The sequence below is a fragment of the Klebsiella sp. GFKo11 genome (genome assembly GCF_056490265.1).
Genome location: NZ_CM151369.1, coordinates 6,166,475 through 6,187,131 on the forward strand (window position 1 = coordinate 6,166,475; position 20,657 = coordinate 6,187,131).

Sequence of the window (20,657 nt, forward strand, 5' to 3'; positions counted from 1 at the left end):
CTTCCCCGTCATAGATCGAGAGAAACAGAACATTATGCTACTCATCATCATCTGCTCCTCACTTCTGTTTTTAAGTTATAAAAAAACCCCCGGACCTTTCGGTGCGGGGGTCTTAGTTCGTTAAGGCTTGTTTTTTAAGCCTTTCCTCGTCCAAGTGCAGCCCCGCACGGTGGGATAATAATCACCACCACGCTAATCACGACCAGGCTAATCACTCGTAGAAGGGCTGTCATTTTATGTTCTTTCTGGCTTCATGTTCGAAGGAATACCTAAAGAGGTACCACAGACATCACATTAAACACAAGATTTTTTTATGGCTGAGTTTATTACTCTGCTAACCATTTCTGAGAAGATAATTGTTTTTAATAAGAAAAATATGAAATGAAAATATTTCAATTTGTGGAGCATACCACAGCACTTTCTCATATTGCTGACCCACTATTACCTTCTGCGAGTCAGTTTCCAAAAATGCCTGCAGCGTAACAACTGGCAGTGAATCGACTGGAAGGAAGCATCTAAAATTCAATATTGCTGGATTACTCAGCAAAAAATCCCCGACATAATTCCTGCTATCAGGAGGTTTTATGTCACTTGCCATAGTTTACACACGCGCTGCTCTCGGGATCGGTGCTCCGCTTATCACGATTGAAGTGCATATCAGCAACGGACTCCCTGGTCTGACGATGGTGGGACTTCCCGAAACAACGGTTAGAGAAGCCCGTGACCGAGTGCGTAGTGCAATTATTAACAGCGGCTACACCTGGCCTGCAAAGAAAATCACCATCAATCTGGCGCCAGCCGATCTGCCAAAAGAAGGGGGACGATACGATTTACCTATCGCTCTCGCGCTTCTGGTGGCATCAGAGCAGTTAAATGCTACCAAGTTGAATCAATATGAGTTTGTCGGTGAATTAGCGCTTACAGGCGCCCTACGTGGCGTTCCTGGGGCTATATCCAGCGCGATGGAAGCAATAAAGGCGGGTCGAAAAATAATTGTCTCTGACGAGAATGCTACGGAAGTTGGCTTAATCGGCGGTAGCGACTGCCTTATTTCAGGACATCTACAGGAGGTCTGTGCTTTTCTCGAAGGAATAAACCCTCTGAATTTCCCTATCCAGGAAGGAGAATGTTCGAATGAGACATTAGTGGACCTTCGTGATGTCATTGGTCAACAGCAAGGGAAACGTGCGCTGGAAATCATCGCTGCAGGTGGCCATAACTTGCTGATGATAGGCCCGCCAGGCACTGGTAAAACAATGCTCGCCAGTCGTCTACCGGGTCTGCTGCCGCCGCTGAGTAACCAGGAGGCGCTGGAAAGCGCAGCGATACTCAGTCTGGTCAATTCCAGCCATGCAACGAAACAGTGGCGTCGTAGGCCGTTCCGCGCCCCACATCACAGCGCATCTCTTGCCGCCATGGTGGGCGGAGGGTCAATCCCCGCGCCAGGGGAGATTTCCCTTGCCCATAATGGGATTCTGTTCCTTGATGAGCTACCCGAGTTTGAACGTAGGGTACTGGATGCATTGCGAGAGCCAATTGAGTCAGGGATCATTCATATTTCTCGTACCCGCGCAAAAATCGATTATCCAGCGCGTTTCCAACTCATCGCCGCAATGAACCCTAGCCCGACAGGGCATTATCAAGGCCAGCATAATCGAACATCACCAGAACAGATTCTGCGTTACCTGGGGCGTTTATCCGGCCCCTTTCTTGACCGCTTTGATCTCTCTCTGGAAATCCCACTTCCGCCACCGGGGGTATTAAGTCAGGGTACAAACGAAGAAGAGGACAGCGCCAGCGTACGGTTGCGGGTTTTGGCGGCACGCGAAAGGCAGTTATCCCAACAGAAGAAACTTAATGCGCACCTGGGGAATAACGAAATGAAAGTCTGGTGTCAGCTACATAAAGACGATGCTATGTGGCTGGAGCAGACCTTGTCGCAACTTGGACTCTCGATACGAGCCTGGCAGCGTCTACTCAAAGTTGCCCGGACCATTGCCGATCTTGAGCAGGTGGAACACATCAAACGCTATCATTTGCAGGAAGCCCTCGGCTATCGAGCTATAGACCGGATGTTGATCCATCTACAAAAACTAATTGCATAAAAAAAGGGCTTGCGCCCTTTTTTCTTAATCATCGCTTTCTGTGTAATCTTCCGTACCTTCCACCTGCGGTTTCCCGCCGGACAGAGTATGAAAACGTTTTGGACGCTTAATACGCGCCATATACTTAATCCAGACGCGTTCTATCTCAGTTGCTGGCTCACGTTCGCCGCGACATACCGAAACAAACTGTTTTTCATCTTCGGTAACGGGCTCGCGTTTACCCAATTCGAGTTCATTAAAGGCATAACCATGACGTTCCAGCAGTTGCGCCTCTTTGATGGTGAAATCTCCATGACGGGAAAACCCGCGCGGATAATTTTTATTGTCGAAAAAACGATTAGTTGTCGTAAAGCTTTCCGCCATCCTACACGCTCCTGATTCTTTGGCCGAGCTATTTATGGCGCGGAGTATTAGTTACGCTTGACAGAGCGTCAAACAAAACATTTAAATCATCACGACAAATAATTTTGTGGAGAAGAGTGTGGATACGGAATTGCTCAAGACTTTTCTTGAGGTGAGCAGAACTCGTCACTTTGGCCGGGCTGCGGAGGCGCTTTATCTGACACAGTCAGCAGTTAGCTTTCGTATTCGCCAGTTGGAGAACCAGCTGGGCGTGAATCTTTTCACCCGTCATCGTAACAACATCCGCCTGACTCCAGCTGGAGAAAAACTGCTGCCCTATGCTGAAACCCTGATGAATACCTGGCAGGCCGCGCGTAAGGAGGTCGCAAATTCTTCCCGGCATAATGAATTTTCGATAGGTGCCAGTGCTTCTCTTTGGGAGTGCCTACTCAATGAATGGCTTGGGAAGCTCTACACTGAGCCCTATAACCTGCAGTTTGAGGCGCGGATTGCACAGCGGCAATCGCTGGTCAAACAGCTGCACGAGCGCCAGCTTGATCTGCTGATCACGACAGAATCGCCGAAGATGGATGAACTAAGCAGCCAGTTACTTGGCAACTTTACACTCGCACTTTATTGCACATCGCCGACTAAAAACAAAAATGAATTGAATTATCTACGCCTGGAATGGGGACCTGATTTTCAACAAAATGAAGTAGGATTGATCGGTAATGACGATATACCTCTGCTAACGACCAGTTCTGCAGAATTAGCCTACCGGCAGCTCAGTGCGCTCAAGGGATGCACATGGCTGCCAGTACGGTGGGCACAGGAGAAAAGCGGCTTGTATACGGTTACGGATAGCGTGACGCTTTCACGCCCTCTGTATGCAATTTGGCTACAAAACAGCGATAAACAGACGCAGATTCGCGAGATCCTGAAAAGCAGTATTTTAGGATAAGATCAATCCTCCATGGATGGGGGATATGAGGAATAATAACGAGGAAAATTAAAGACAAAAAAAATCCTTTGCCTAAGCAAAGGATTATTATATGGCAGGGGCGGAGAGACTCGAACTCGCGACACCCGGTTTTGGAGACCGGTGCTCTACCAACTGAGCTACGCCCCTAAATTTTCTTATCATTAAGCCTGCTAGATTAGCAGGCTTAATTTTCTAATAAGTGGCGGAACGGACGGGACTCGAACCCGCGACCCCCTGCGTGACAGGCAGGTATTCTAACCGACTGAACTACCGCTCCACCGAATTTCTTTACAACCACCGGTTTAATGCCCCGGTTTCACTTGCTAATTTGATGCCTGGCAGTTCCCTACTCTCACATGGGGAGACCCCACACTACCATCGGCGCTACGGCGTTTCACTTCTGAGTTCGGCATGGGGTCAGGTGGGACCACCGCGCTGTCGCCGCCAGGCAAATTCTGTTTATCTGTATCAAGCTGAAATTCTCTCAATTCCGCCAAAACATCTTCGGCGTTGTAAGGTTAAGCCTCACGGTTCATTAGTACCGGTTAGCTCAACGTATCGCTACGCTTACACACCCGGCCTATCAACGTCGTCGTCTTCAACGTTCCTTCAGGACTCTCAAGGAGTCAGGGAGAACTCATCTCGGGGCAAGTTTCGTGCTTAGATGCTTTCAGCACTTATCTCTTCCGCATTTAGCTACCGGGCAATGCCATTGGCATGACAACCCGAACACCAGTGATGCGTCCACTCCGGTCCTCTCGTACTAGGAGCAGCCCCCCTCAATTCTCCAGCGCCCACGGCAGATAGGGACCGAACTGTCTCACGACGTTCTAAACCCAGCTCGCGTACCACTTTAAATGGCGAACAGCCATACCCTTGGGACCTACTTCAGCCCCAGGATGTGATGAGCCGACATCGAGGTGCCAAACACCGCCGTCGATATGAACTCTTGGGCGGTATCAGCCTGTTATCCCCGGAGTACCTTTTATCCGTTGAGCGATGGCCCTTCCATTCAGAACCACCGGATCACTATGACCTGCTTTCGCACCTGCTCGCGCCGTCACGCTCGCAGTCAAGCTAGCTTATGCCATTGCACTAACCTCCTGATGTCCGACCAGGATTAGCTAACCTTCGTGCTCCTCCGTTACTCTTTAGGAGGAGACCGCCCCAGTCAAACTACCCACCAGACACTGTCCGCAACCCGGATTACGGGTCCACGTTAGAACACCAGCCATTAAAGGGTGGTATTTCAAGGATGGCTCCATGCAGACTGGCGTCCACACTTCAAAGCCTCCCACCTATCCTACACATCAAGGACCAGTGTTCAGTGTCAAGCTATAGTAAAGGTTCACGGGGTCTTTCCGTCTTGCCGCGGGTACACTGCATCTTCACAGCGAGTTCAATTTCACTGAGTCTCGGGTGGAGACAGCCTGGCCATCATTACGCCATTCGTGCAGGTCGGAACTTACCCGACAAGGAATTTCGCTACCTTAGGACCGTTATAGTTACGGCCGCCGTTTACCGGGGCTTCGATCAAGAGCTTCTCCTTACGGATAACCCCATCAATTAACCTTCCGGCACCGGGCAGGCGTCACACCGTATACGTCCACTTTCGTGTTTGCACAGTGCTGTGTTTTTAATAAACAGTTGCAGCCAGCTGGTATCTTCGACTGATTTCAGCTCCGTGAGCAAGTCACTTCACCTACCATCAGCGTGCCTTCTCCCGAAGTTACGGCACCATTTTGCCTAGTTCCTTCACCCGAGTTCTCTCAAGCGCCTTGGTATTCTCTACCTGACCACCTGTGTCGGTTTGGGGTACGATTTGATGTTACCTGATGCTTAGAGGCTTTTCCTGGAAGCAGGGCATTTGTTACTTCAGCACCGTAGTGCCTCGTCATCACACCTCAGCGTTGAATGACGTTCCGGATTTACCTGGAACATCCGCCTACATGCTTAAACCGGGACAACCGTCGCCCGGCTAACATAGCCTTCTCCGTCCCCCCTTCGCAGTAACACCGAGTACAGGAATATTAACCTGTTTCCCATCGACTACGCCTTTCGGCCTCGCCTTAGGGGTCGACTCACCCTGCCCCGATTAACGTTGGACAGGAACCCTTGGTCTTCCGGCGAGCGGGCTTTTCACCCGCTTTATCGTTACTTATGTCAGCATTCGCACTTCTGATACCTCCAGCAACCCTCACAGGCCACCTTCAACGGCTTACAGAACGCTCCCCTACCCAACAACGCATAAGCGTCGCTGCCGCAGCTTCGGTGCATGGTTTAGCCCCGTTACATCTTCCGCGCAGGCCGACTCGACCAGTGAGCTATTACGCTTTCTTTAAATGATGGCTGCTTCTAAGCCAACATCCTGGCTGTCTGTGCCTTCCCACATCGTTTCCCACTTAACCATGACTTTGGGACCTTAGCTGGCGGTCTGGGTTGTTTCCCTCTTCACGACGGACGTTAGCACCCGCCGTGTGTCTCCCGTGATAACATTCTTCGGTATTCGTAGTTTGCATCGGGTTGGTAAGTCGGGATGACCCCCTAGCCGAAACAGTGCTCTACCCCCGAAGATGAGTTCACGAGGCGCTACCTAAATAGCTTTCGGGGAGAACCAGCTATCTCCCGGTTTGATTGGCCTTTCACCCCCAGCCACAAGTCATCCGCTAATTTTTCAACATTAGTCGGTTCGGTCCTCCAGTTAGTGTTACCCAACCTTCAACCTGCCCATGGCTAGATCACCGGGTTTCGGGTCTATACCCTGCAACTTAACGCCCAGTTAAGACTCGGTTTCCCTGCGGCTCCCCTATACGGTTAACCTTGCTACAGAATATAAGTCGCTGACCCATTATACAAAAGGTACGCAGTCACCCAACAAGTGGGCTCCTACTGCTTGTACGTACACGGTTTCAGGTTCTGTTTCACTCCCCTCGCCGGGGTTCTTTTCGCCTTTCCCTCACGGTACTGGTTCACTATCGGTCAGTCAGGAGTATTTAGCCTTGGAGGATGGTCCCCCCATATTCAGACAGGATACCACGTGTCCCGCCCTACTCTTCGAGTTCACAGCCTGTGCGTTTTTGTGTACGGGAGTATCACCCTGTACCCTGCGACTTTCCAGACGCTTCCACTAACACACAAACTGATTCAGACTCTGGGCTCCTCCCCGTTCGCTCGCCGCTACTGGGGGAATCTCGGTTGATTTCTTTTCCTCGGGGTACTTAGATGTTTCAGTTCCCCCGGTTCGCTTCGTTAAGCTATGTATTCACTTAACGATAGTGTGACGGATCACACTGGGTTTCCCCATTCGGAAATCGTCGGTTATAACGGTTCATATCACCTTACCGACGCTTATCGCAGATTAGCACGTCCTTCATCGCCTCTGACTGCCAGGGCATCCACCGTGTACGCTTAGTCGCTTAACCTCACAACCCGAAGATGTTTCGTAAAACACTTCGTGCTGCAAAAATTTGAGAGACTCGAACACACCGTCATGCTGTTCTTATTTACGGAGAACAGACGCAGCGTGTCGTTTCAATTTTCAGCTTGATCCAGATTTTTAAAGAGCAAAACTTCGCAGTGCACCTTTTCAGGTACACTCTGAAGTTTTCTTGTTTTTTGCAGTAAAAGGATGGTGGAGCTATGCGGGATCGAACCGCAGACCTCCTGCGTGCAAGGCAGGCGCTCTCCCAGCTGAGCTATAACCCCATCGTAAAAACTTATCTCTGTACCGATAATTTGTCCTGAGACAAGGCGTGGAATGACGAAGCATACTGACGTATGCGAGTCGTTTCACAACACAGTATCAGGGCAAATTTGGTAGGCCTGAGTGGACTTGAACCACCGACCTCACCCTTATCAGGGGTGCGCTCTAACCACCTGAGCTACAAGCCTGCAGAGATTTTTTACTGCTAATTTTTCATCAGACAATCTGTGTGAGCACTACAAAGGCAGGTTCTTTAAGGTAAGGAGGTGATCCAACCGCAGGTTCCCCTACGGTTACCTTGTTACGACTTCACCCCAGTCATGAATCACAAAGTGGTAAGCGCCCTCCCGAAGGTTAAGCTACCTACTTCTTTTGCAACCCACTCCCATGGTGTGACGGGCGGTGTGTACAAGGCCCGGGAACGTATTCACCGTGGCATTCTGATCCACGATTACTAGCGATTCCGACTTCACGGAGTCGAGTTGCAGACTCCGATCCGGACTACGACATACTTTATGAGGTCCGCTTGCTCTCGCGAGGTCGCTTCTCTTTGTATATGCCATTGTAGCACGTGTGTAGCCCTACTCGTAAGGGCCATGATGACTTGACGTCATCCCCACCTTCCTCCAGTTTATCACTGGCAGTCTCCTTTGAGTTCCCGGCCGGACCGCTGGCAACAAAGGATAAGGGTTGCGCTCGTTGCGGGACTTAACCCAACATTTCACAACACGAGCTGACGACAGCCATGCAGCACCTGTCTCAGAGTTCCCGAAGGCACCAAAGCATCTCTGCTAAGTTCTCTGGATGTCAAGAGTAGGTAAGGTTCTTCGCGTTGCATCGAATTAAACCACATGCTCCACCGCTTGTGCGGGCCCCCGTCAATTCATTTGAGTTTTAACCTTGCGGCCGTACTCCCCAGGCGGTCGACTTAACGCGTTAGCTCCGGAAGCCACTCCTCAAGGGAACAACCTCCAAGTCGACATCGTTTACAGCGTGGACTACCAGGGTATCTAATCCTGTTTGCTCCCCACGCTTTCGCACCTGAGCGTCAGTCTTTGTCCAGGGGGCCGCCTTCGCCACCGGTATTCCTCCAGATCTCTACGCATTTCACCGCTACACCTGGAATTCTACCCCCCTCTACAAGACTCTAGCCTGCCAGTTTCGAATGCAGTTCCCAGGTTGAGCCCGGGGATTTCACATCCGACTTGACAGACCGCCTGCGTGCGCTTTACGCCCAGTAATTCCGATTAACGCTTGCACCCTCCGTATTACCGCGGCTGCTGGCACGGAGTTAGCCGGTGCTTCTTCTGCGAGTAACGTCAATCACTAAGGTTATTAACCTTAATGCCTTCCTCCTCGCTGAAAGTACTTTACAACCCGAAGGCCTTCTTCATACACGCGGCATGGCTGCATCAGGCTTGCGCCCATTGTGCAATATTCCCCACTGCTGCCTCCCGTAGGAGTCTGGACCGTGTCTCAGTTCCAGTGTGGCTGGTCATCCTCTCAGACCAGCTAGGGATCGTCGCCTTGGTGAGCCGTTACCTCACCAACAAGCTAATCCCATCTGGGCACATCTGATGGCATGAGGCCCGAAGGTCCCCCACTTTGGTCTCGCGACGTTATGCGGTATTAGCTACCGTTTCCAGTAGTTATCCCCCTCCATCAGGCAGTTTCCCAGACATTACTCACCCGTCCGCCGCTCGTCACCCGAGAGCAAGCTCTCTGTGCTACCGCTCGACTTGCATGTGTTAGGCCTGCCGCCAGCGTTCAATCTGAGCCATGATCAAACTCTTCAATTTAAGTTTGATGCTCGTGAATTAAACTTCGTAATGAATTACGTATGTTCACTCAGAGACTTGGTATTCATTTTTCGTCTTGCGACGTTAAGAATCCATGTCACTTTGAGTGCCCACACAGATTGTCTGATAAATTGTTAAAGAGCAGTGCAACGCGGCTTTCGCTCACCGTTGCGAGGTCCCGTATAATACGTTTTCCTCATTCAGAGTCAAGCGTTTAATTTCGCTTTTCTCTGCCGGCGTTCATCGCTGAACCCCGCTAACCCGGCGGCCTGTAAGCCGTTGTTCCGTGTCAGTGGTGGCGCATTATAGGGAGTTCTGAGAAGTTGACAAGCCCTGTTTTCAAAAAATCTTTCAACCGTCTCTTTTTTGCGCAAAACACCCTTAGAGCGGCAGTTTTTCCAGCGATTCGAAGCCATAGCGCCGCAGAACGGGTAAAAGTTGTTCAGTTTCTGCCGTCAACGCCATGCAGTACGCAATATTCGCATCACTAGATTTTGCATCCGGCGCTTCATGCTCCAGTAGCCAGGCCGTTCGACGCGCAATGGCCGCACCGGAGTCGATCATTCTCGTCCCCTCAGGCAGAACTTGTTGCAACTCGTCATGTAATAGAGGGAAGTGCGTACAGCCCAGCACAACAGTATCTGGAGGTTCCTGCATCCTCAGCCAGGGCCGCAGGATACGATGCAGCTCATCCAGCGGGACTGGCTCACCATGCAGTTTAGCTTCCGCCAGTTCCACCAGCTCCGCCGACCCCAGCATCTCGATCCGACACTCATTAGCAAAACGGGCAATAAGTTCGCGTGTATAAGGACGCTTTACCGTCCCGCGTGTTGCCAGCAGGCCCACAATACCATTCGCCGTCAAGCGTGCTGCTGGTTTTATTGCCGGGACAACACCAACGACAGGAAATGCGAATTTATCGCGCAGTGCGGGGAGGGAAACGGTACTTGCGGTATTACAGGCAATAACGGCCAGCGCCAGCGGGTAATGCTGCTGAACAGCGGTCACGATCTCAAGGACTCGTTCAACAATAAACTCTTCGCTTTTCTCACCGTATGGAAAAGCGACGTTATCGAAAGCGTAGATGTAATGGAGTTCCGGCAGGAGATGCCGAATCTCATTATATACCGACAACCCACCGACGCCGGAATCAAACACCAGCACGGTGGGACGTGGTTTAGAAGGTGTAGCTGCCAGACAAGGTGTATTCCCGTCCTGCAGTTGGGTAGCCATATGCTGTCTCGTAATCTTTATCGAACAGGTTGGCTATTTTACCACGAACTGTCAGGTGTGAGGTGACAGGATATGACAATCCGACATCCCATAGGCTTACGCCACCCAGTTTAACGCGACTAGAGGAGTTTGTTGTCTCATCATAGTCGTTGTCATAGCGCTGGCCCAGATATTGGTAAGCGATATTCCAGCCGAGGTCATAAACCTGCCCGGTGACTTCATACTTCACCTGCTGTTTCGCTCGGCGAGCAAGAACCTGGTTGGTTTCATCGTCACGAGGATCAGTATATTGCAGCGTCAGGTGATGCTCTACCGGGCCAGTCGTGATGTTCCCTGTCCACTCCAGACCTTTAATGGTGGCCGACTTCACGTTGATATACTGGTTGACGTTGTTCGTGCTTTTATAATCAATCAGGTTTTGAATTTCATAGTGGTATGCTGAGATTTTCCAATCTAGTGGCCCCGTAATCCCATCAATTCCCGCTTCCCACTGTTTAGACTCTTCCGGTTTTAGATCCGGGTTTGCTGCAATACCTGAATAATATTGCGATGCATAACGCGTCGCGCCGAATTGCTGCCCTAAAGATGGCGCCAGGAAGCTAGTACCATAAGAAAGCGTTGCGCGATAACCATCAACAAATTCCCAGCCCGCCGCAGTTTGCCACGTGCCGTGCCAGCCGAACTGCTCATCGTGATCTTCACGACCCGAGGCTTCCAGCGTGACGGTATTGATCTGTTGCTGCCCGGTCAAATAAAGCCCTGTGGTGTCGCGTTTGTAGATATCAGATTTCGTCGTACTGCTGGAAGTCAACTTTTCCTGTTTCCAGTCAACACCACCGCTTACTGAACCATGTCCTACTTCAAAGTTGTTACCCCACTGAATATAACGCTGTTCCATGTCATCCAGCGTAGCATCACCCGCATAGCGGCCAAGGTTGCTACTGTAGTTATAATTTTTAAGGTGCTGATAGTTCGCAATTAGCTGAGAGGAATAGATGCCCGAGTTATAACGCAGTCCAGTGTCCCAGGATTGGTTATAGTTCTGACTCTCGTCGTTACCAGCAGGAGAACCATACATCGTATCCTGATCGTAATCGTTGTTAGCCGTGTATCCATAACCACGGAAGAAACCCGAGAAACTCTCGTCAAACTTGTGCTGTACGGCACCCCAGAACAGTTTGTTGCGATAACCATCACGGTCGCTGTCGCCGCTGTAAGGGGAATCTGGTTTGACGTTGAAGCCCTTGGCCGTCTGATAGGCGCCTGCCGCCGTCACCATCGTGTCGCCAAAACGTTTATTTACCGCTCCATCATAAGTCTGGTAGCCATTCGACCCCATCCCGGCATTGATCTGCGCGTGTTCATCGTCACTCATGGTAATGATGTTGACCACACCACCAATCGCCCCCGAACCGTAAACAGCAGAACGCGGCCCGCGGATATACTCAACACGCTGCACCAGGGATACCGGAATCTGGCTAATGTCAATGGCGTTACCAATACCTGCCCGCGCCATTGGCACACCATCAATCAGCACCAGCACATGACGTGCTTCCGTACCGCGAACGTAGAGAGAAGAACTGCTCCCCATCCCGCCGGTCTGCGAAATATCCACCCCCGGCAGGCGACGCATCACATCATTAAGATCTTTTGACTGCCAGCGCTGAATATCTTCCCGCGTAACAACATCCGTTGGCGCAAGGACCGTATTGACCGGCTGTTGAAAACGGTTTGCTGTCACCACTAACGTATCTGAATTGCTGTCTTGCGCCCAAGCGGAAAATGCCGTGACGGAGAGGGCCGTCATCAGCGAAGCCTTTTTAATCATTTTAAAAGCATCCGTAATATACAAAGGATGCCGCCGGCTACTATCAGTAGTACGCGATGATAGAAACCAAATGCGACGTGTTCCGGCAGGTCTTCGGGCTTGGGGTGTGTTATGGATGAAGACTTCCCGCTAAACCACCGCAGTGTCTGCATAATGCGCTCATCCCACTGTTCCTTACCGCTGCGCGTCAGCTCCAGATTTACACTGGATTCCCTATTAACACATAGGACCGGTAACATGATGCTATAATTAGAAACATATAGATGTCCAGACTTCTATCGTTATATTTCTGAATATCATCAGAGCTGGACATCCCCGACACTTTCCCTACAATCCCCGCGTACTTATTTTATTCAGGATGCATCATGACCCCCGAACACCTTCCTACCGAACAATATGAAGCGCAGCTGGCAGAAAAAGTCGTCCGTTTGCAGAAAATGATGGCCCCTTTTGCCGCCCCGGTTCCGGAAGTGTTTCGTTCACCGGTCAGCCACTATCGTATGCGCGCAGAATTCCGCATCTGGCACGATGGCGATGACCTGTACCACATCATGTTTGATCAGCAGACCAAATCCCGTATTCGCGTCGATACCTTCCCGGCGGCCAGCGAACTGATTAATCAGCTGATGACCGCAGTAATTGAGGGCGTGCGCGACAATCTGGTGCTACGCCATAAGCTGTTCCAGGTCGATTATCTGACCACGATGAGCAATCAGGCCATCGTGTCGCTGCTGTACCATAAAAAGCTCGACGACGAGTGGCGTCAGCAAGCAGAAATCTTCCGCGATGCGCTACGCGCGCAAAATCTGAACGTGCATCTGATTGGCCGCGCGACTAAGACCAAAATTGAGCTGGATCAGGACTATATAGATGAGCGTCTGCCGGTCGGCGGGCGTGAAATGGTCTATCGCCAGGTTGAGAATAGCTTCACCCAACCAAACGCGGCGATGAACATTCAGATGCTGGAATGGGCGGTCGAATCAACTAAAGGCGCAACCGGTGATTTGCTTGAGCTGTACTGCGGTAACGGCAACTTTTCCCTGGCGCTGGCGCGGAATTTCGAACGCGTGCTGGCAACGGAGATTGCCAAACCGTCCGTGGCGGCGGCGCAATACAACATTGCGGCTAACCATATTGATAACGTGCAGATTATCCGTATGGCGGCAGAAGAGTTCACCCAGGCGATGAACGGCGTGCGGGAGTTTAACCGTCTGCAAGGTATTGATCTGAAAAGCTATCAGTGTGAGACGATTTTTGTCGATCCACCGCGCAGCGGGCTGGATAGTGAAACGGAGAAAATGGTGCAGACCTATCCGCGGATCCTGTATATCTCCTGCAATCCAGAAACCTTATGCAAGAACCTGGAAACGCTCAACGAGACGCACGAAGTCACGCGCCTGGCGCTGTTCGATCAGTTCCCATATACCCATCATATGGAATGCGGCGTACTGTTAACGAAGAAGTAGATGTCAGTAACCCGGCAACATCATGGTTGCCGGGAAAATTCAGCAGAATTACTCCGCAACCGCGCTCTTACGGTTACGCACCTTGTAGCCGATCCAGAACACCATAATCACCGACAGTACGGCCGGGAAGAAGTTAGAACCGATGTCCGGATATTCCGCACGCACTACGGTGCTATAAAGCAGCACGCCAAGAATGAAGCACGCGGCGGCCAGCCCCGGTAAACCCACGGGCATACTGCGGTTTTGATAGCGCTGATGCAGACAGTAAACCGTCAGCACTAACGATAAAATCGGGAAAACAGAAAATGAGACTACTGAGCTGAACAGCGCAGCGAAGGTTCCATTAATGGATAACCCTGCGATCAGCGCCAGCAGCAGCGTACCTTTATCTTGAACTGAGTGTTTCATTGCTCGTCCTTCACGTTATTCGGAATGATTTGATTTTTTTCTTGTTCACGGCGATACCAATAATACGCGCCTTTCGAGATCATTCTGAGCTGGAGTACCAGTCGCTCTTCAAGCTGTCGACGCAATTCCGGGCTTACATCCAGAGCCTCGGCGCCAGCACTAAATACGATGGTGACCATAGCTTCAGCCTGCGCTTCAGTAAAGGCGCGCGGCATGTGGTTTTCGATTTCTAAATAGTCAGCAAGTTCCGCGATAAAATGCTGAATTTCGCGGGCGACTGCGGCACGAAACGCGGCGGACGTACCGGAGCGCTCACGCAACAGCAGACGGAAGGCATTTGGGTTATTGCCGATGAACTCCATAAAGGTAGAAACAGAAGTGCGAATCACACTGCCGCCTTTAGCAATACGCTGTCGCGCCTGGCGCATCAGCTGGCGTAGCATAAGCCCGCTTTCATCTACCATCGTCAGACCGAGTTCATCGACGTCACGAAAATGTCGATAGAAGGACGTCGGGGCAATCCCCGCTTCCCGCGCAACTTCACGCAGGCTCAAGCTGGCAAAACTCCGTTCAGCACTTAGCTGGCTAAATGCGGCTTCCACCAGCGAACGCCGGGTTTTTTCTTTTTGTTGCGCTCTTACGCCCATCACGTTGTCTGAATCCTTCCAAAGGCCCTGTCGGCACTATACCAGAGATTAGAACTAATCGGTTTACACTGGATTGTGAATGATTGTTTACGAGCTGTTTCTGCTTTTATGACGCAAAAAAGCACAACGATAATTGGGTTAAAGCCCACCGAATGTTATCATCGTGTTTATTTTATGTATAAAACAGGTGAGTAATGCCATGTCACACTCTTGGGATTATGATGCAATTGTGATTGGTTCAGGCCCTGGCGGAGAAGGTGCTGCTATGGGGCTGGTGAAACAGGGAGCACGCGTTGCCGTCATTGAGCGCTACCATAACGTCGGCGGCGGTTGTACCCACTGGGGCACCATCCCATCGAAAGCCCTCCGCCATGCCGTTAGCCGTATTATTGAATTTAACCAGAACCCTCTCTACAGCGACCATTCCCGTCTTCTTCGTTCTTCCTTCGCCGACATTCTGAACCATGCCGACAGCGTCATTAACCAGCAAACCCACATGCGTCAGGGTTTCTATGAGCGCAACCACTGTGAAATCCTGCAGGGCAATGCGCACTTTGTCGATGAACACACGCTTGCGCTTGAATGCCACGACGGCACCGTTGAAACGGTCACGGCGGAAAAATTCGTCATTGCCTGCGGTTCACGTCCCTACCACCCTACGGATGTCGATTTCTCACACCCACGCGTTTATGACAGCGACTCGATCCTCAGCCTGCACCATGAACCACGGCATGTGATCATCTATGGCGCCGGAGTGATCGGCTGCGAATATGCATCGATCTTCCGCGGTATGGAAGTCAAAGTCGATCTGATCAACACCCGCGATCGCCTGCTGGCGTTTCTCGACCAAGAGATGTCCGACTCGCTCTCCTATCACTTCTGGAACAGCGGCGTGGTGATTCGTCACAATGAAGAGTACGAGAAAATTGAAGGTGTTGACGACGGCGTCATCATGCATCTGAAATCCGGCAAAAAGTTGAAAGCGGACTGCCTGCTGTATGCCAACGGCCGCACCGGGAATACCGACTCGCTGGCGCTGGAAAACATCGGCCTGCAAACCGATAGCCGCGGTCAACTGAAGGTCAACAGTATGTACCAAACCGCCCTGCCGCATATTTATGCCGTGGGTGACGTGATTGGCTATCCGAGCCTGGCATCCGCCGCTTACGATCAGGGGCGTATCGCTGCCCAGGCGCTGGTCAAAGGTGAAGCCTCCGCGCATTTAATTGAAGATATCCCTACCGGGATTTACACCATTCCGGAAATCAGCTCCGTCGGCAAAACCGAACAGCAGCTCACGTCCATGAAGGTGCCTTATGAGGTGGGACGTGCGCAGTTCAAACATCTGGCGCGAGCGCAAATTGTCGGCATGAGCGTTGGGACGCTAAAGATCCTGTTTCATCGCGAGACGAAAGAGATCCTCGGCATTCATTGCTTTGGCGAGCGCGCGGCCGAAATTATTCACATCGGCCAGGCGATTATGGAGCAGAAAGGTGGTGGTAACACCATTGAGTACTTCGTTAACACCACCTTTAACTACCCGACAATGGCAGAAGCCTATCGGGTAGCCGCGTTGAATGGCTTAAACCGCCTGTTTTAACGCTGTATCGAAATGGCCATCCATCTTACCGCGGATGGCCTCCGCCAGATGTTCATAGCGGCTACGCAGCGGCGAACCAGGACGATAAACCAGCCCGACGGTACGTCGTGGTTCCGGCTTAATGCACGGCACATAGACGACACCATCGCGTTTTCTCTCCTGCGGCACGGCAAGGGCAGGCAACAGGGTTATACCGCTACCGGCAGCAACCATGTTACGCAGCGTTTCGAGACTGGTTGCCCGAAAATGGGTATCTTCATCAGCACCAGCTTCAAAACAAAAACCCATCGCCTGATCGCGCAGACAGTGGCCATCTTCCAGCATCAGCAGCTTTTCCCCAGCCAGTTCCGACATCGGCACACGGTCACGGTTCGCCCATGGGTGATCTTCGTAGATAGCCAGCAGCATCGGCTCATCAAATAGCGGTACCTCAATAAAGGCTTCGCTCTCTTTGACCAATGCCAGAATCGCGCAGTCGAGCTTACCGCTGTCGAGTTGCGCCAGCAGCTGATGGGTTTGCGCTTCATGCAGATACATTTCCAGCTTTGGAAAGGTCTGGTGCAGCATCGGGATAATCAGTGGCAACAGATAAGGCCCAATTGTCGGGATCAGGCCAATATGCAGCGGCCCGGACATGGACTCTCCCTGTTGGCTTGCCATTTCCTTGAGCACTTTGACTTCGCGTAACACAGTACGCGCCTGGTCCACCAGCAACAGCCCGGCCTGGGTGAACAGAACCTTACGACTGGTGCGCTCCAGCAACATGACGCCAAGCTCATCCTCCAGCTTACGGATTTGTCCGCTGAGAGTGGGTTGGCTAACGTGGCAGGAGTCTGCCGCACGCCGGAAGTGGCGATGTTCGGCTAGCGCTACCAGGTATTCAAGATCGCGAATATTCATTATTCATCCTCCATTGCCACGATAGTCCATGGCGATAGATAGAATAGCAATGAACGATTATCCCTATCAAGTTTTCTGTTCAATAATAAACCCACAAACGAGGCAACCCTCTGAAAATCATTGAGCTGCCTCATAGATTCTCTCTACCCGGATAACTAAAGCCAACGTGAACTTTTGCGGACCTTGTGTCCGCTTTTTTTTGCATAAAAAAGCCCGGGGGTTACCCGAGCTTCGTTTACTCACCGCCTCAACATCGGCGTGGCTGACGTTTAAATCAGACGCTGTTTGGCATCAGCAATAGCCTGAGCAACCTGCTGCGGTGAGACACCACCTTTAGCCGCTCGCTTATCAAGGCACGATTGCAACGACAGTATCGGATAGACGTCATCGGCGATCACGCTGCTGAATTTCTGCAAATCGACCAGAGACAAATCTTCCAGCGGTTTACCCTGAGCAATGGCTTCTACCACCGCTTCACCGACAATATGGTGTGCTTCACGGAACGGTACGCCTTTGGCGACCAGATAATCCGCCAGCTCGGTCGCGTTCGCATAACCCTGCTGCGCGGCTTCTTCACAACGCGGACGTTTCACCTGAATACCATCAAGTACCAGCGCCGCCATATGCAGGCAGTCCAGCCAGGTATCCAGCGCATCGAACAGCCCTTCTTTGTCTTCCTGCATGTCTTTGTTATATGCCAGCGGCAGACCTTTCAGGGTCATCATCATGCCAGTCAGCGCGCCCTGTACGCGGCCACATTTACCGCGGATCAGCTCCAGCGCATCCGGGTTTTTCTTCTGCGGCATCAACGATGAGCCAGAAGTCACGCGATCGGACAGCTCGACAAATCCCGCTTCGCCGGTATTAAAGAAAATCAGGTCTTCGGCAAAACGCGACAAGTGGACCATACCGATTGAGGCGTCGGACAACAGTTCCAGGACATGATCGCGGTCAGAGACGCTATCCAGACTGTTACGAGTGGCTGAAGCAAAGCCCAGCCAGCCAGCCAACTGTTCACGATCGATTTCATAGGCCGTGCCCGCCAACGCGCCGCAGCCCAGCGGGCTGACGTCCAGACGCTTCAACGCATCCTGCAGACGGCTTTCGTCACGCGCCAGCATTTCGACGTAGGCCAGACACCAGTGAGCGAAAGTCACCGGCTGCGCGCGCTGCAGGTGGGTATAACCCGGCATCACTGCGTCCTGATTGTTCTGCGCCGTTTCCACCAGCGCGCTTTGCAGCTGACGATTCGCCGACAGTAGTTCCACCACGGTATCTTTACACCACAGCTTCAGGTCGGTCGCGACCTGGTCGTTACGGCTGCGCCCGGTGTGTAGCTTTTTGCCCAACTGACCGACCTTGTCGATCAGCTTGCCTTCAACCCAGCTGTGAATATCTTCCGCATCACTTTCGAGGATCTGTTGCGGGTTAGCCCGCACTTCTTCCAGCAGAATATTCAGCGCCTCTTCCAGTTGCAGCTGTTCATCAGCGGTCAATACGCCAACCGTCACCAGCGCTTTGGACCAGGCAACAGAGCCAACGATATCCTGCTCCGCCAGGCGATAGTCAAAGCGCAAAGAGTCGTTGAACTGTTTGAACCGCTGATCCGCTGCCTGAGTAAAACGCCCGCCCCAAAGTGCCATAACATGCTTCCTTTATTCGTTAGTTCCGCCGGATTAACCGGCCTACAGTCTTGTAGGCCCGGCAAGCAAAGCGCCGCCGGGCATAAAATATTAAGCCAGAATACGTGTACCGATCGATGTTCCGTTAAACAGCGCTGGCAGCTGTTCAGCATGACGCCAGGAGGCAATATCCACCGGGCGACCTAACGTGCGTGCCGCATCCAGAGCCGCATTCACTTTGACGATCATCCCGTCGGTGATAATGCCCTGCTCAATCAGCTGCTCTGCTTTCGCCGCAGTCATCTCGGCAATACGCTGACCTTTGCCGTCAAGAATACCGCTTACATCCGACAGCAGAATCAGGTCTGCACCAAGCGTTGCCGCCAGTGCGGTAGCCGCCTGGTCAGCGTTGACGTTCATCAGTTGGCCTTCATCGGTGACACCGATAGAGCTGACGACCGGCAGGTAACCTCCAGCCAACAGCGTGTTAATCAGGGCCGGAGAGCCCGGCTGTGCAAGCCCCACATGGCCCAGTGCGGCGTCAAGCTGAGTCACCTTAACGCTGTCGCCATCACCAAGGAATAGTCCAACGGAAGCCAGGCCGTGTTTTTTCGCCCACGCCAGCAACGTTTTATTGGCAGTCCCCGCCAGCGCGCCGGTAATAATGTCGATTTGATCCGCAGGGGTCACTCGCAGACCGTTTTTCTTGTTCACTGGCAGATTAAGCTGCTTCATCAGCTCATCCACCACGCAGCCGCCGCCGTGGACAATAATCAGCGGACGCTGATGCGTCTCGCGATAATTCACCAGCGCGGTAAACAGGCGCTCCAGCGCTTCTTCGCTATCCAGCAGGACGCCGCCGAGTTTGATAATTAAAGGATTCATCATCACACCTTAAATAAGAGACTGCGTCTCAGCGAAGCCGAAACGGATATTTGCACACTGTACGGCCTGGGCCGCCGCGCCTTTCAGCAGATTATCTTCCGCCGCCACGACGATGATATGTTCATCCTGGACCGCAAAACCGATATCACAGAATGGCAGACCCACGACATTTTTCAATGCGGGCATGCCCTTATCATATAAACGCACCAGCGGTTTGTTCGCATAGGCCTGCTGGAACACCGCCGCCACCTGCTCTTTGCTCACGCCAGGCTTCAGGCGGCAGGTGATGGTTTCCAGAATCCCACGCTTAAAGTTGCCCAGATGCGGGGTAAAAATAACGTTCGCACCCAGATGAGTGGATATTTCAGGGTGATGGCGGTGGTTGAAGACGCCATAGGGCTGCAGGCTGACTTCACAGAAGCTGTTGCCGATGGAAGCCTTACGCCCGGCGCCGCTAACGCCGCTGGTCGCATTGATCACCGGCCACTGGTTAAGATCCAACAGGTCCGCGTCGATCAGCGGTTTCAACGACAGCTGGGCCGCCGTCGGGTAGCAACCCGGCACCGCAATCAAATTCGCCTCTTTCAGCTTATCGACACTCCACTCGGCCAGGCCGTAAACCGCCTGTTCCAGCAGCTCAGGGTGCTGGTGAGTGAAACCATAATATTTTTCGTAGAAAGCGCCATCGTTAACGCGGAACGCCCCGGAAAGATCGAACACCACGCAACCCGCCGCGAGAAACTGCGGCGCGAGGTCATGGCTCACTTCGTGGGCGGTAGCGAGAAAAACGATATCGACCCCAGCGCTAAACTCGCTAATATCGGACATTGCCTGCAGCGGCAGGTCAACAATCCCTTTTAGCTGCGGATGCAAATCGGAAACTAATTTTCCCGCATCATTGCTTTGCGCGGAGACCGTCAAAGCGGTTATGGTCATATGAGGATGGCGATTTACATAGGCCACTAGCTCTGCGCCGGCATAACCGCTGGCGCCCACAATCAGCGTGTTCAACATTGGGGCTCTTCACCTTCTTGCTTACGTATATTTGCTCTGGAAGACCGTTGCCTTCCCCACCCTGTTAAGCCGTAAGAACATCATCCCTACATTAAATAGGTTTTCTTAGGCTCAGCGATAATG

At 52.0% G+C, this 20,657-nt stretch carries 13 protein-coding genes, 4 tRNA genes, 3 rRNA genes, 1 pseudogene and 1 riboswitch; of the genes and pseudogenes, 4 read left to right on the forward strand and 17 right to left on the reverse strand.

Features of this window, described 5'->3' with window-relative positions; translation table 11 throughout:
* Positions 1-134 precede the first annotated feature (134 nt).
* Positions 135-233 carry an ilv operon leader peptide gene (gene ilvL / locus AC07P6_RS29540; protein WP_001311244.1) on the reverse strand — a complete coding sequence of 33 codons (99 nt, stop codon included), beginning with the start codon at positions 231-233 and terminating at the stop codon, positions 135-137.
* A 351-nt stretch (positions 234-584) separates the two neighbouring features.
* Here ilvL and AC07P6_RS29545 point away from each other — a divergent pair, with 351 nt between their 5' ends.
* A complete protein-coding gene (locus AC07P6_RS29545) occupies positions 585-2,105 on the forward strand; it encodes a YifB family Mg chelatase-like AAA ATPase (RefSeq protein WP_478315293.1) in 1,521 nt (506 codons plus the stop codon).
* A 24-nt stretch (positions 2,106-2,129) separates the two neighbouring features.
* Here AC07P6_RS29545 and AC07P6_RS29550 read toward each other — a convergent pair whose 3' ends face one another.
* Positions 2,130-2,468 carry a MaoP family protein gene (locus AC07P6_RS29550; RefSeq protein ID WP_110276913.1) on the reverse strand — a complete coding sequence of 113 codons (339 nt, stop codon included), beginning with the start codon at positions 2,466-2,468 and terminating at the stop codon, positions 2,130-2,132.
* A 118-nt stretch (positions 2,469-2,586) separates the two neighbouring features.
* Here AC07P6_RS29550 and hdfR point away from each other — a divergent pair, with 118 nt between their 5' ends.
* Positions 2,587-3,408: an HTH-type transcriptional regulator HdfR gene (hdfR, locus tag AC07P6_RS29555; RefSeq protein ID WP_182235523.1), complete on the forward strand. Its 822-nt coding sequence runs from the start codon at positions 2,587-2,589 to the stop codon at positions 3,406-3,408.
* 92 nt (positions 3,409-3,500) lie between these two features.
* Here the strand turns inward: hdfR and AC07P6_RS29560 are convergent.
* From AC07P6_RS29560 to btuB, 9 genes are all read right to left on the reverse strand, one after another.
* Positions 3,501-3,576: transfer RNA gene (locus tag AC07P6_RS29560), tRNA-Trp, on the reverse strand.
* A gap of 53 nt (positions 3,577-3,629) precedes the next feature.
* Positions 3,630-3,706, reverse strand: a tRNA-Asp gene (locus AC07P6_RS29565).
* A gap of 56 nt (positions 3,707-3,762) precedes the next feature.
* Positions 3,763-3,878: ribosomal RNA gene (rrf, locus tag AC07P6_RS29570) — 5S ribosomal RNA — on the reverse strand.
* A 65-nt stretch (positions 3,879-3,943) separates the two neighbouring features.
* Positions 3,944-6,851, reverse strand: a 23S ribosomal RNA gene (locus AC07P6_RS29575).
* 207 nt (positions 6,852-7,058) lie between these two features.
* Positions 7,059-7,134, reverse strand: a tRNA-Ala gene (locus tag AC07P6_RS29580).
* Positions 7,135-7,243: 109 nt separating this feature from the next.
* A tRNA-Ile gene (locus AC07P6_RS29585) sits at positions 7,244-7,320 on the reverse strand.
* Between the two features lie 71 nt (positions 7,321-7,391).
* Positions 7,392-8,931 (reverse strand): 16S ribosomal RNA (locus tag AC07P6_RS29590).
* The 16S, 23S and 5S rRNA genes sit together here with 4 tRNA genes alongside, the layout of an rRNA operon.
* Positions 8,932-9,312: 381 nt before the next feature.
* Positions 9,313-10,164 (reverse strand): glutamate racemase, encoded by an 852-nt coding sequence (gene murI, locus AC07P6_RS29595; RefSeq protein WP_478315294.1) that lies wholly within the window; start codon positions 10,162-10,164, stop codon positions 9,313-9,315.
* On the reverse strand, positions 10,109-11,992 hold the full coding sequence (gene btuB, locus AC07P6_RS29600) for a TonB-dependent vitamin B12 receptor BtuB (RefSeq protein WP_478315295.1): 1,884 nt from the start codon (positions 11,990-11,992) through the stop codon (positions 10,109-10,111). The genes murI and btuB overlap by 56 nt, the downstream gene beginning before the upstream one ends.
* Positions 11,993-12,059: 67 nt before the next feature.
* A riboswitch (cobalamin riboswitch) is annotated at positions 12,060-12,241 on the reverse strand.
* 116 nt (positions 12,242-12,357) lie between these two features.
* Here btuB and trmA point away from each other — a divergent pair.
* On the forward strand, positions 12,358-13,458 hold the full coding sequence (gene trmA / locus AC07P6_RS29605; RefSeq protein WP_478315296.1) for a tRNA (uridine(54)-C5)-methyltransferase TrmA: 1,101 nt from the start codon (positions 12,358-12,360) through the stop codon (positions 13,456-13,458).
* A 48-nt stretch (positions 13,459-13,506) separates the two neighbouring features.
* On the opposite strand, the gene AC07P6_RS29610 is transcribed toward trmA, so the two are convergent.
* Both AC07P6_RS29610 and fabR read right to left on the reverse strand, forming a co-directional pair.
* A complete protein-coding gene (locus AC07P6_RS29610) occupies positions 13,507-13,866 on the reverse strand; it encodes a YijD family membrane protein (protein ID WP_181484189.1) in 360 nt (119 codons plus the stop codon).
* Positions 13,867-13,881: 15 nt separating this feature from the next.
* Positions 13,882-14,516: pseudogene (fabR, locus tag AC07P6_RS29615) on the reverse strand (HTH-type transcriptional repressor FabR).
* A 196-nt stretch (positions 14,517-14,712) separates the two neighbouring features.
* Here fabR and sthA point away from each other — a divergent pair.
* Positions 14,713-16,113: a Si-specific NAD(P)(+) transhydrogenase gene (gene sthA / locus AC07P6_RS29620; RefSeq protein ID WP_182235519.1), complete on the forward strand. Its 1,401-nt coding sequence runs from the start codon at positions 14,713-14,715 to the stop codon at positions 16,111-16,113.
* Here sthA and oxyR read toward each other — a convergent pair.
* The 4 genes from oxyR to argC form a co-directional block, all read right to left on the reverse strand.
* The gene (oxyR, locus tag AC07P6_RS29625) at positions 16,096-17,013 is read right to left on the reverse strand and encodes a DNA-binding transcriptional regulator OxyR (protein WP_112216369.1); all 918 of its coding nucleotides are present in this window, start codon (positions 17,011-17,013) and stop codon (positions 16,096-16,098) included. The two genes, sthA and oxyR, sit on opposite strands and share 18 nt — an antisense overlap.
* 269 nt (positions 17,014-17,282) lie before the next feature.
* Positions 17,283-18,656 (reverse strand): argininosuccinate lyase, encoded by a 1,374-nt coding sequence (gene argH / locus AC07P6_RS29630; RefSeq protein ID WP_182235518.1) that lies wholly within the window; start codon positions 18,654-18,656, stop codon positions 17,283-17,285.
* Positions 18,657-18,746: 90 nt separating this feature from the next.
* On the reverse strand, positions 18,747-19,523 hold the full coding sequence (gene argB / locus AC07P6_RS29635) for an acetylglutamate kinase (protein ID WP_110276177.1): 777 nt from the start codon (positions 19,521-19,523) through the stop codon (positions 18,747-18,749).
* A 6-nt stretch (positions 19,524-19,529) separates the two neighbouring features.
* Positions 19,530-20,534 (reverse strand): N-acetyl-gamma-glutamyl-phosphate reductase, encoded by a 1,005-nt coding sequence (gene argC / locus AC07P6_RS29640; protein ID WP_434660873.1) that lies wholly within the window; start codon positions 20,532-20,534, stop codon positions 19,530-19,532.
* Positions 20,535-20,657: the final 123 nt, after the last annotated feature.